This window comes from Streptomyces sp. NPDC102467 (assembly GCF_044765445.1).
Taxonomy (GTDB): Bacteria; Actinomycetota; Actinomycetes; order Streptomycetales; family Streptomycetaceae; genus Streptomyces.
The window spans coordinates 58917-71327 of the sequence record NZ_JBIWKA010000017.1 but is presented as its reverse complement, the minus strand read 5'-3'; the positions used below and the strand labels follow the sequence as shown (position 1 = coordinate 71327).

General features: G+C 71.3%; 9 protein-coding genes. All 9 read right to left on the bottom strand.

Going from position 1 to position 12411, the window contains the following annotated elements:
- Positions 1 to 7: 7 nt before the first annotated feature.
- Entirely contained in the window at positions 8 to 1294 is a 1287-nt protein-coding gene (locus ACIREE_RS32025) for a protein phosphatase 2C domain-containing protein (RefSeq protein WP_404159963.1), read from the bottom strand.
- A gap of 1 nt (position 1295) precedes the next feature.
- Positions 1296 to 3854: a tetratricopeptide repeat protein gene (locus ACIREE_RS32020; RefSeq protein ID WP_404160325.1), complete on the bottom strand. Its 2559-nt coding sequence runs from the start codon at positions 3852 to 3854 to the stop codon at positions 1296 to 1298.
- Positions 3855 to 3943: 89 nt separating this feature from the next.
- Positions 3944 to 5266: a hypothetical protein gene (locus ACIREE_RS32015; protein WP_404159961.1), complete on the bottom strand. Its 1323-nt coding sequence runs from the start codon at positions 5264 to 5266 to the stop codon at positions 3944 to 3946.
- Positions 5267 to 5362: 96 nt separating this feature from the next.
- Positions 5363 to 6403 carry a glutamate ABC transporter substrate-binding protein gene (locus tag ACIREE_RS32010; protein ID WP_404159959.1) on the bottom strand — a complete coding sequence of 347 codons (1041 nt, stop codon included), beginning with the start codon at positions 6401 to 6403 and terminating at the stop codon, positions 5363 to 5365.
- A gap of 14 nt (positions 6404 to 6417) precedes the next feature.
- Complete coding sequence (locus ACIREE_RS32005) at positions 6418 to 7875, bottom strand: hypothetical protein (protein ID WP_404159956.1); 1458 nt, start codon at positions 7873 to 7875, stop codon at positions 6418 to 6420.
- A 403-nt stretch (positions 7876 to 8278) separates the two neighbouring features.
- Positions 8279 to 9265: an N-acetylglucosamine kinase gene (locus ACIREE_RS32000; protein ID WP_404159954.1), complete on the bottom strand. Its 987-nt coding sequence runs from the start codon at positions 9263 to 9265 to the stop codon at positions 8279 to 8281.
- Positions 9256 to 10521 (bottom strand): 6-phospho-beta-glucosidase, encoded by a 1266-nt coding sequence (locus tag ACIREE_RS31995; RefSeq protein WP_404159951.1) that lies wholly within the window; start codon positions 10519 to 10521, stop codon positions 9256 to 9258. The genes ACIREE_RS32000 and ACIREE_RS31995 overlap by 10 nt, the downstream gene beginning before the upstream one ends.
- A 17-nt stretch (positions 10522 to 10538) precedes the next feature.
- Complete coding sequence (locus ACIREE_RS31990) at positions 10539 to 11435, bottom strand: carbohydrate ABC transporter permease (RefSeq protein ID WP_404159948.1); 897 nt, start codon at positions 11433 to 11435, stop codon at positions 10539 to 10541.
- Positions 11436 to 11463: 28 nt separating this feature from the next.
- Positions 11464 to 12399 (bottom strand): carbohydrate ABC transporter permease, encoded by a 936-nt coding sequence (locus ACIREE_RS31985; RefSeq protein WP_404159945.1) that lies wholly within the window; start codon positions 12397 to 12399, stop codon positions 11464 to 11466.
- Positions 12400 to 12411: the final 12 nt, after the last annotated feature.

Here is a 12411-nt window from a genome sequence, read left to right as displayed (position 1 = left end):
GTCCGGTCTAGGCCGATCCTGCCCCCTGCTGTGCGACCGGGAACGGCAGCACCGCCACTGTTACGTTGTCGTGGCCCCCGCCGTCGAGCGCGTGTCCGACGAGCACCTGGGCGCTGTGCAGCGGACGCAGCGCGGCATCGGCGGGAACGATCCGCGCCATCTCCTCCGCGCCTTCCGCGTAGTTCCACAGGCCGTCGGTGCACACCACCACCACACCAGGCCGGTCCGGCTTGAAGGAAGCCGTGTGCGGCTCCAGTTCGTACGCGTCGGCGCCGAGCCAGCCGGTGATCGCGTGGGCCCGCTCGTCGGCGTACGCCTCCGCCTCGTTCATCAGTCCCGCGGCCACCATCTGCGCGGCCCACGAGTCGTCCTCGGTGAGCCGGGCCGCGGGCGCCGTGCGGTCGTCGGGCACCCAGTAGGCGCGCGAGTCGCCGACCCAGCCGACGATCAGCAGCTCGCGCGTGATGACCGAGCCGACGAAGGTGCAGGCCGGCGCGTTCTGATGCGGCTGGTGCTCGCGGGCCGTCTCGGGCTCCTGGGCCAGGGCGTTGACCGACTCGGCCGCCGCCACGATCGCCTCGTGCATGGCCTGCTGCGGGTGCGTGCCGCGGGGGAGCGACTCGTGCAGCGCCTCGTTGGCGGCGCGGGTCGCGGCCAGCGACGCGTCATCGGGGCGGGTCGCCGACGACACCCCGTCGCAGACGACGGCGACGACGGCGGGGAAGCCGTCGGGCAGCGCGGCCGAGGAGATCGCGAACGCGTCCTCGTTGCGATGGTGGCGAAGGCCCCGGTCGCTTACGGCCGCGACCGCGCCCAACTCCTGCTCCATGTGGTCGCGTTCGCGCGGCTGGGCGTGCCCGCAGTTCTCGCAGTAGCCGTCCGCGTCGACCTGCCCGGCGCGGCAGGCCACGCACAGCTTGGTGCCGGAGGCCGGTGTCGCGGCCTCCAGCTCCTCGGGCGAGGCCGTCCGCGGATCGGGCGCGGCGAGCTCGAAGTCACCGTCCGGAGGGTCGTCGAACCGGACGGCGGCGGGCAGTTCGCCCCCGCCGGAGTCCGTGCCCGCCAGATCGGTCGCCAGATGGACCGGCGCGGGCGTGCCCGAGCCGGTCAGCTCGGGGGCGTCCGGCCAGTCCACTTCGGCGGCCTGCTCGGCGGTCGCCTCCGGGGAGGCGGTGGCCGGCTCCGACGACAGGTCGTACCCACAGGCCCCGCAGAAGCGGTCGCCGTCGTCGAGCGGCTCCTCGCAACTGGGGCACACCGACATAGCGGTCGGCTGGTGCGTCTGCGACATCAACTCACACCCACGTCCGGGGGCGGTAGCGGTTGGCCCGCTCCACCAGTTCGATCCTCTCCTCGCCCCGCTGAGCGAGCCTGGCCAGTGTCCGGTACGAGCGCTCCAGGCCGAGGCGCAGGCCGCGCTCGTCCAGATCGTTGCCCAGCACCACCGTGCGCCCGGGGCCCTGCGGCTGACCGGAACCCTGCCTACCGGAGAGTACCCAGTCCAGCGCGGTGCCGAGGACCTCGGTGGACAACTGCTCGCGCCGGACCGCGTCGAGGCCGAACGAGTCGAGGGCCTCGACCTGTCCTGCCGCGGCGGTCAGGTCGTTCAGCAAAGGGTCGCCGTTGACCCCCTCGGTCATACGTCCCCGCAGCCGCGCCCGTACCGAGGCGACGCGGGCCGCCGTGTAGTGGATCGACGACTCCGGCACCGATTCCAGGGTGCGCACCGCGCCGCCCCGGTCGCCGGCCGCGAGCTGCACCCGGGCGAGCCCGAAGGCGGCGCTCACATAGCTCGGGTCGGTGGCCCACACCAGGCGGTAGTACTCCGCCGCGTTGTCCAACTGACCCAGCACCTCCGCGCACACACCGAGCGCGAGCTTCGGCGCGGGCTCGCCGGGGAACGCGTCGTAGATCGCGTCGAACGACAGCGCCGCGCGCTCGTGGTCGCCGGTCGCGAGCGCCGCGATTCCCCGGTACCAGACCACCCGCCAGTCATCCGGATGGTCGGCCTCCAGCGCCGTCAGGCCCCGTACCGCGGCGTCCAGTTCGCCCATTTCCAGGCGGGCCCGCAGTTCGCGCAGGCGCAGCTCGAGGGAGCCGGTGGGCGCCGCGTGCAGCGCCGAGATCAGCTCGGCGGGCGCGGACGCCATCAGGCCCGCGAGGAACCCGGCGTTCGGGTCGCCCGGGTCCACCCGCGGCACCGGCAGCGCCAGCGCCGTGGTCGGTGCCTGGAGCCGCTTGACGAGCGAGGAGGGCGACGGCGGCAGGGCGGGCACCGGCGGGGCGGCGAGCGCGGCCGCCTTCTGGCGTACGCGCACGGGAACCACGCGGGACCCGAGGTGCGACACCTCGCCCACGAAGCGCCCGAACAACTCCGTGTCGGTGACCTTCACTTCGGGCCCGAACAGTGTCGACAGGGCGGGCCGCGGCCGGTTCGTCTGCAGCGCCACGACCTCGCGCAGCACCCCCGTCAGCTGCTCGGTCATCTCCTGCGCGGAGGCGAACCGGCGGGCCGGGTCCGGATCGGTGGCGCGCACGAGAAGCCGGTAGAACGACTCGTAGCGGCGGAAGACCTCGATGGTGTCGGGGTCGGGCAGGGAGTCCACGAACACATTCGTGTAGCCCTGGAAGTCGAAGGTCAGCACGGCGAGGGTGCGGGCGACCGTGTACAGGTCGGACGCGACGGACGGGCCGACCTCGGCGACCTCGGGCGACTGGTAGCCCACCGTGCCGTAGATGGCGGACTCGTCGTCGTCCATCCGCCGGACCGCGCCCATGTCGATGAGCTTGAGCTGGTCCTCGGTCTGGATCGCGTTGTCGACCTTGAAGTCGCAGTACAGCAGGTTGCGGCTGTGCAGGTGGCCGAGGGCTTCGAGCGCCTCGATACCGAACGCGCAGGCCTGCTCCACCGGTAGCGGGTCGCGCTTGCCGTCCGGGGCGCGCCGCTCGTTCGCGATCTCCTTGAGCGACTTGCCGCCGACGTACTCCATGACGATGTAGCCGTCCATGGAGCCGGTGCGCTGGTCGAGGTGCTCGACGAAGTTGTAGATGCGGACGATGTTGGAGTGCTCGATCTCCGCGAGGAAGCGCCGCTCCGATATGGCCGCCGCCATCGCGTCCTGGTCCCCGGTGTCGAGCAGCCCCTTCAGGACCACCCAGCGGTCGGACACGGCGCGGTCGATGGCGAGGTAGACCCAGCCGAGACCGCCGTGCGCCAGGCAGCCCACGACCTCGTACTGGCCGTGCACGACGTCGCCTGTGCCCAGCTTGGGCACGAACGAGTACGGGTGCCCGCACTTCGTGCAGAACCCTTCCGTGCGGCCCGGCCGGTCGCCGCGCGCCCGCCCCACCGGGGCGCCGCAGTCCGAGCGCGAGCAGAAACGCTTCCGCTCGGGCACCTCGGGGTTGTCCTGCACCATCACGCGCGGGTCGGGCCGCGGCACGTCCGGGACGCGCACCAGACCCGCGCCGAGCCGGGCCCGCCCCGAACTGCTCGCCGCCGAGCCGGAACTGCGCACCGACACCGAGCGGGACGTCGCGCTCCCCGACAGGGAACGGGAGAGCCGCCCCGACACCGACCGGCGCGACTGCGAGGACCGGGCCGAGGCCCGCGACGACGCCCGCGAACTCGACGCCGAGCTCTGCGAACCGCGCGAACCGCGGCCCGCGACCCCGGTGGGCGGCGACGACACGAGGCCGGCCGGCGACACCACCGGGGCGAGCCCGCACGTGTCGCAGTACAGCTCCCCGTTGCCGACGTCCTCGTAGGAACCCCCGCAACCGGGCCGCTGACAGGTCCGCGACGCCGGGGCGCTCTGTGCGGGGACGCCCACCGCCGCGCCGTCCGGCTTCATCCCGCACAGGTCGCAGTACAGCTCACCCGCGATGTCCTCGTACGACCCCGTGCAACCGGGTCGCCTGCATGTGTGCTCCTCGGCCATGCCTACGACTCCCCCCTCCGGTCGGTGGGCGCGGCCCGCTCGGGCCCGCCCGCCGACAACACTTCGGCGACCGCCCGCTGATAGCGCTGCACCGTCTCCTCCGCCACCCGCAGATCGCAGGGCGCGCTCCACAGCATGCGCCGCGCCGCGTCGTACCGCTCCACGAGGAACCGATCCTCCGCGAACCCGAGGCGCGAGACCTTCGCCTTGTACGCGTCGAGCCGTCCGCGCAGCTCCGCACGGACGGCCAGGGGAGCGGTCACCGCCGTCAACGACTCGCGGGCGCGCAGCAGTTCGTCCTCGGCCTTCGTCTCCAGCGATTCCAGGAGGGGCGAGAGCCGGTGCCACTGGGCGTGCCTGCGGTAGTCGGCAGCCGTCGCCAGCTGCTCCTGGAGGGCGATCGGCGGTCCGGACACCGCGGGCACCTCCGACGCGGCGATCTTCGCGAGGACCTCGCCGCGGGCCGATCTCGCCTCGGCGAGCGTACGGTCCGCGCGCGAGAGCACGTCCCGCAGCCGGGCGAGCCGCGCCTCCGCGTCCTGCCGCACCGTCAGTACGGCCTCGATCTCGCGCCGCACCTCTTCGAGGGCGCGTGCCTGCCGGTCGTACGCCGTCGTGTCGGGCCGCCCGCCGCCCGGGGCCGAACTCCCTTGTGCCTTCTGCCAGTACGTGAGCGGGTCCGACACCACCTGTGCGCGCAGCCGGGTCAGCGAGCCCGTGATCCGCTCCAGGTCGTCGCCGGCCGGATGCTCCCCGGGGCGTACGCCCACGGAGTGCGCGAGCTTGCGGGTGCGGCCCAGCTCGGCGGAGAGCATGTCGATGCGGGCGGGCAGCGCCGACCACACCGCGTCGGCGGCCACGACCATGTCGAGGGACGACGCGTACAGGTGGTTCATCCGCTCGACGAGCGCGGCCAGCGTGAAGTGCTCGGACAGCTTCGCCGGGCCGGTGATCGACGGCGACGGCGCTCCGGCCCCCGCGGGCGAGGCGACCGTGACGGCCTCACCGCGCAGCACCTCCGTCAGCTGGACGAGGTCGTCCCGGTTCGGCCACTTGCGCCGGGACCGGACCTCGCGCGCGGTGCGCAGCGCGTCCGCGTACGCGTCGAAGTACGACCACAGCAGCGTGATCGCCTGCTCGGCCGCCGCCCAGCGGTCCCGGGTCGCCCCGGTCAGCTCGGCGCCTTCCAGCAGGCGCCGTCCGGCATGGTCCTGGAGCGCGAGCAGCGACGTCTCGATCGCCTCGTGCTCGGCGCCGAGCCGGGCCAGGGCACGGTCCACCTCGTCCCGGTCCATCACCGGACCAGGGGGCCCCGTGACGCCCATCGATCACCTCTCGCATCCATCGAAGTCCCCCCACCGAAATCCCGCAACCGGGCGGAAACCGCCGCTACTTGTACATGGCCATAGTTGTACATGGCGCTACTTGTACTTGGGTGCCGGCGGCCCCTCCGATGTGCCGAGCGCGGCCTTCAGCCAGTCGTCGTACGACTTCTGCCAGCCGCCGCCGGGCTTGCGGTAGTCCTCCAGGACCTGGTTGACCCGGCGTACCAGGTCGTCCGAACCCTTCTTCATGGCGACGCCGTAGTACTCCTTGGTGAACGGCTCGCCCTTGAGCTCCACCGTCGGGTCCTGGGCGGCCTGGCTCGCCGCGAGCGCACCGTCGGTGACCACCGCGTCGACCTCGCCGAGCTGCAGGCGGACCAGGCAGTCCAACTGGTTCGGCACCGTCGTGGAGATGTCCGTGCCGGCCGGGATGCGGCCGTCCTTCTTGCCCTGCTCCAGGGCGCCCTCGGCCGTCGAACCCGCCGCGGAACAGACCCGCTTGCCGCCGAGCGTCTTGTCGAAGCCCTTGATGTCGGAGGTCTTCGGGGCGAGCACCTGCTGGCCCGTCTGGAAGTACGCGGTGGAGAAGTCGACGTCCTTGAGGCGGTCGCAGCTGATGGTCATCGTGCGCACCACCATGTCGACGTCGCCGCGCTGGATCGCGGGGATGCGCTGGTTCGTGGGGATGGCCTTGAAGCGGATCTTGTCCGGGCTGCCGAGGATCTCCTTCGCGATCTCATGGGCGAGATCGATGTCGAAGCCCTCCAACTCGCTGGACTCGTCCGAGCTGTTGGGGTCGCGGTAACCCCACCGGTAGCTGTTCTGGTCGACGCCGACCGACACATAGCCGCGGTCCTTGATGTCCTGCACGGCGCCGCCGTCGGCGCTGCCGGACCGGCTCACGCTGCGCTCCGGCTCCTTGCCCTTCACCTCCGGGTCGCAGGACTCCGCCCTGGCCTGCACACCGGCGGCCACGCCGCCAGGACCGACACCCGTGCTCCCGTCGCCACCGCTGCCGCCGCGCTGCGTCAGGGGGAGCAGCAGGGCGAACACCACCGTCAGGGCGCAGGCGACCGCCATCGCCGCCACGCCGCCCCAGCCGCGCAGACTCACCTTGCCGGTACCTCGCTCATCCATCGCCGCACCCCCTCTCACCGGTACTCCGAAAGCCGGCGCCCGATGCCGAGCACCGCGCCGGCGGCGGCGAGCACCGCCAACAGTGCGGCGCCGACCGGCAGTCCGGTCATCGCGTCGAGCCCGTCACCCGCGTCGGTGCTGAACTGACGCTGCTCGTGCGCGAGCGCCTTGTCGAGATTCTGGTCCACCAGATCGAAGCACTCACCCGTCGGCTTGTCCTGCTTCGAACCGATGATCTTGTCGAGGGCGCCCTGGTAGTTACCGGCGTCGTCCTGCTCGCGGGCGTCCGTGTGGCGGGCGAGCCACTCCTTCATGCTGTCGTTCGCGCCGGTCACGGGCGTACGGCCCGCGCGGTCGTCGGCCGCCAGCTTGTCCGCCGCCGTCAACTTGTCGGCCAGCAGATTCATCTGCTTCTGGAAGTCGACGTCGTACTTGTCCTTGGTCACGCCCTTGACGGTCGTCGTCTCGGCGCCGCGGCTGACCAGCGTCAGATTCTCGTTGCCCCGCGCCTTCAGGGACGCGATGCTCGCGTCGTGCAGCACGTTCAGTGACCGTACGCCGCCGTCGTAGGAGGAGTTGAGTCCGCTGCGCGCGACCGTGTGCCCCACGACCAGCCAGAGCAGGACGACGACGGAGGCGGCGGTGGCGGCGAGCAGCCCGTGGTTGAACACCCGGTTCGTGCGGCGGTAGTTGCGGCGCTGCGCCCAGACCAGGGCGGCGACGGCGAGCACGCCGACCGCGATCGCGATCCACGGGTACGGGGTCGCCGCGTCGTAGTCGTCACGCAGCCGCTCGTTCTCGTTCGTGTAGAGATTCTCCGCTTCGGGGAGCATCTCGGTCTGCATCTTCTCGTTCGCGTACCGCAGGTAGGCGCCGCCCAGCGGGAAGCCCTGCCGGTTGTTGGCGCGGGCCCGCTCGATGAGGCCCTTGTACTGCGGCAGCAGCGTGTTGAGCTTCGCGATCGTCTTCGCCGATGACGTGCCCGGGTCGGTGCTGGCCGCGGCCGTCACGAGCTTGGCGGCGGCGGTACGGATGTCCTTCTCGTACCGGTCGCGCATGGCGGCGGGCTCCTGCCCGCCGGCCAGGAAGCCGCTGGACGCCGCGGTGTTCGCGTCGGCGAGCGAGCGGTAGATGTCGGCGGCGTCGGCGCTCAGCGGCTGGCTGGAGTGCAGCACGTCGTCCGCGGCGGCCGAGCGGTCCGTCATCTGCCAGGACGTCGTCGCGCCGAACGCGACGACGAGCAGGGCCAGCAGGGCGCCGATGATGCGCAGCCGTCCCGGCTCCGTGGTGGCCGCCGACCGCAGCCGGTCCATGCCCTCCGCCCAGGCGGTGCGGCGCGCGGGTGCGGGTGCCGGTGCGGAAGCGGGCATGCCGTGTACCGCACCCCGCGTCTGCTGCGGCGGCACGTTCGGCTTCGCGGGCGCGGCGGGATGTCCCGGCGGCGCCGCGCTCCCGTTCGGCGGGTATGTCACTCGACCCTCCCCCATGGAGTCGTACGTCGGCCGCAAGTATCGCTGCCGCGACGGACATCCGCACAGCCATTGACTCGATCTTGTTTGCGGGCCCTTCCCTTGAACACGTTTCGGGGGTGCGTTCGGTTCCCCCGGGCCGGTGCCAACGGGGTCGGGGGTCCTATTGCCGCTGCGGCCCGGTGGGGACTTCTCGCGCAGTTCCCCGCGCCCCTGAGGAGGTACCTCCTCCGCGGACCGGTGGGGGCTGGTCGCGCAGTTCCCCGCGCCCCTGGGGCTTGCGGCTTCGCCGCTGCCCCAGGGGGAGCGTTAAGCGCGCCGATGAAATGGCGCACGCACGTGCGCATTCCAGGGGCGCGGGGAACGGCGCGAGAAGTCCCCACCGGGGTGCACCCGGCGACGAGACCTAACCCGCGTAAAAGCCGCGCAGCCTCGCATGTACCCGGGGCGGCGCCCCCACCGCGTCGAGACCCAGAAGGCCCGCGCCCAGCACAGGCCGCTCCGACACCACCCGGGGTGTCGCCTTGGGGGCCTGGGCCGCCAGCAACTCCCCGATACGAGAGTCCAGCTGAGGATGGCGCGCGGCCAGCACGCTGCCGCCCAGCAGCACCGGAACCTCCTCGTCCAACAGGTCCAGCCGGCGCAGCGCGACCGTCGACATGGCCACCACCTCGTCGGCCATCCGGTCGACCAACGCGCGGGCCACCGGATCGCCGTCCGCGGCCGTGGCGAACAGGACCGGGGCGCATTCGTGACGCCGGGCCGCGGACACGTGCCCCAGGTGCAGCGCCTCGATCAGGGCGTACATGGAGGCGAGTCCGAAGTGATCGGGGAGCGTGCGCATCAGGGCCGTGCGCTCGCCGCGCCCGTCCTCCGCCCGCGCCGCGAACCAGAGGGCCTCGTCCGCCAGGCCCCCGCCACCACCCCAGTCGCCGGATATCTTGCCGATCGCGGGGAACCGGGCGGTACGGCCGTCGGGGAGCATGCCCGCGCAGTTGACGCCCGCGCCGCACACCACGGCGACACCGCGCGGCTCCGCGTCCTCGAGCAGGCCCGCCCGCAGCACGGCGAACGTGTCGTTGCGTACGTCCACGCTCGCCGAGGCCGACCAGTCGCGGGCCCGCAGCGCGTGCGCCAACTCCGCTTCCTCCACCGGGAGATCGGCGTTGGCCAGGCACGCCGAGACATGTCCGACCGCCTCGACGCCCGCCTGCGCGAACGCCCGGCCGACCGCTTCCGTCAGGACGTCCACGGCCGCGTCCACGCCCACCTTGGGCGGTTGGAACCCGCCGCCGCGTGCCGCGCCGACGACACTTCCGTCGGCCGCGATCACCGCGACGTCGGTCTTGCTGTTGCCCGCGTCGATCGCGAGCACGCTGGTGCTCAGGCCCACGCCAGGTGCTCCCGGTTGTGCGCGATCAGCTCGTCCGTGAGCTGCTCCGCGTACTCGATCTGGCCCACCAGCGGGTGCGCGAGCAGTGCCTTGAAGACGCGGTCGCGGCCGCCGCGCAGGGCGGCGTCCAGGGCCAGATCCTCGTAGGCGGTGACGTTCGCGATGAGGCCCGAGTAGAGCGGGTTCAGCTGGGGGACGGGCAGCGGGCGGGCGCCCTTGCCGTCGACCGCGGCCTGCACCTCGATGACCGCGTCGTCGGGGAGGAAGGGCAGGGTGCCGTTGTTGTACGTGTTGACGACCTGGTGCGGGGAGCCGCCGCCGCCCAGCAGGGAGGCGGCCAGGTCCACGGCCGCCTCGCTGTAGAAGGCGCCGCCGCGCTTGGCGAGCAGCTCGGGCTTCTCGTCGAGCGTCGGGTCGCCGTACATCTTCAGCAACTCCCGTTCCATCTCGGCGACTTGCGAGGCCCGGGACGGCTTGGTGCGCAGGTCTCGTACGACGGCGTCGTGCTGGTAGTAGTAGCGCAGGTAGTACGAGGGCACCACGCCGAGGCGGTCGACGATCGCGCGCGGCATGTGGAGGTCCTCGGCGATCGCGTCACCGTGCTCGGTGAGCAGGCGCGGCAGCAGGTTCTCGCCGTCCGGGCCGCCGAGGCGGACGCCCAGTTCCCACGTGAGGTGGTTGAGGCCGACGTGGTCGAGGTGCACCTCGCTCGGTGCCACATCGAGCAGCTTGGCGAACTTGCGCTGGAAGCCGATGGCCACGTTGCACAGACCGACGGCCTTGTGTCCTGCCTGGAGCAGGGCCCGCGTCACGATGCCCACCGGGTTGGTGAAGTCGATGATCCAGGCGTTCGGGTTCGTGCGGCGCACGCGCTCGGCGATGTCGAGGACGACCGGCACGGTGCGCAGCGCCTTGGCGAGGCCGCCCGCGCCGGTCGTCTCCTGGCCGACGCAGCCGCAGTCGAGCGGCCAGGTCTCGTCCTGGTTGCGGGCGGCCTGGCCGCCGACGCGCAGCTGCAGCAGCACCGCGTCGGCGTCGGCGACGCCTTCGTCCACGTCGGACGTGGTGCGGATGACGCCCGGGTGGCCCTGCTTGGCGAAGATCCGGCGGGCGAGGCCGCCCACGAGCTCCAGGCGGTCGGCGGCCGGGTCGACGAGGACCAGCTCCTCGACCGGCAGGGTGTCCCTCAACCGCGCGAATCCGTCGATGAGTTCGGGTGTGTAGGTCGAGCCTCCGCCGACCACTGCGAGCTTCATAACCGTCCTTACCGTCCTTAGCCCTTGACCCCGGTGAGGGTGACGCCTTCGACGAAGGCCTTTTGTGCGAAGAAGAAGACGATGCAGACCGGCGCCATCACGAGGAGCGTCGCGGCCATCGTCAGGTTCCAGTTGACGCTGTGCGCGGACTTGAAGGATTCGAGTCCATAACTCAGCGTCCAGGAAGCCGGGTTCTGGGCCGCGTAGATCTGCGGCCCGAAGTAGTCGTTCCAGCAGTAGAAGAACTGGAAGAGGGCGATCGCGGCGATGCCCGGCTTGGCCATCGGCACCACGATCTTCAGCAGGGTGCGCAGCTCACCGCAGCCGTCGACCTTCGCCGACTCGATGTACTCCTTCGGGATCGTCAGCAGGAACTGACGGAGCAGGAAGATCGAGTACGCGTCGCCGAACGCCATCGGGATGATCAGCGGCCACAGCGTGCCCGCGAGGTGGAACTGCTGGGCCCACACCAGGTACATCGGGATCACGATGACCTGCGGCGGCAGCATCATCGTGGAGATGACGAGGATCATCGCGGTGCGTCGGCCGCGGAAGCGGAACTTGGCGAGCGCGTAGGCGACGGGGACCGCCGAGCACACGGTGAGGAGCGTGCCGACGCCCGCGTAGACGATCGAGTTCCGCCACCAGGTCAGGAAGCCGTCGGTCTCGAAGACGGTCTTGTAGTTCTCCCAGTGCCAGGAGCTCGGCCACAGATCGCCGCTCATCGCCTGGTCGTCGCCCATCACGGACGTCAGGAAGACGAAGACGAAGGGCAGGACGAACAGCAGCGCGACGGCTATCGCGATGCTGTGCACGGCGATCCAGTGCAGGATCTCCTTGCGCCGGGCGCGCTTGCGGGCGGGCCCGGAGGCGCTCGGGTGCGGGGTCGCGGACGCGGTGGGCGTCGGCCTCATGGTCGTAGAAGACGCAAGTGTCATGGGATCAGTCCTCCGCCGCGAGCAGGCCCGAGCTCTTGCGCATGAGCAGCATGGTCACGGCCATCGCGATGACGAAAAGGACCAGCGAGAGCACGCACGCCGCGCCGGTGTTGAAGTTCTGGAAGCCCATCGAGTAGACGAGCTGGGGGACCGTGAGGGTCGAGTGGTCCGGGTAGCCGGGCTGGATCACGGAGCCGGGGCCGATGGAGACGCCGGAGGCGATCTTTCCGGCGACCAGGGCCTGCGTGTAGTACTGCATGGTTTGTACGACGCCGGTGACCACGGCGAACATCACGATCGGGGTGATCGACGGCCAGGTCACGTACCGGAACTTGCTCCAGGCGCCCGCTCCGTCGAGGTCGGCGGCCTCGTACTGCTCCCTCGGTACGTCGAGCAGCGAGGCCATGAAGATGACCATGAGGTCGCCGATGCCCCACAGGGACAGCAGGACGAGGGAGGGCTTGGCCCAGGCCGCGTCGTTGAACCAGTTCGGGCCGTCGATGCCGACCTTGCCCAGGAGTTCGTTGACCGGACCGGTCCCCGGGTTGAGCAGGAAGACGAAGGCGACGGTCGCGGCGACCGGCGGGGCGAGGTACGGCAGGTAGAAGGCGGTCCGGAAGAACCCGACGCCTGTCTTGATCTTCGTGACGAGCAGGCCGAGGGAGAGGCCGAAGACGACGCGCAGCGCCACCATGACGACGACCAGCCACAGCGTGTTCCACAGGGCAGGGCCGAACAGCGGCATGTCCTGGAACACGTACTTCCAGTTCCGCAGCCCCACGAACGTGGGCGCCTTGATCTGGTTGTAGTGCATGAACGAGAAGTAGACGGTGGCGAGCAGCGGGTAGGCGAAGAAGACGCTGAACCCGATCAGCCAGGGGGAGAGGAAGCCCAGCGTGCGCAGTCTGCGGCGCGCGGGCCGGGAAAGGGTGAGTGCCATGCGCGAGTTCCT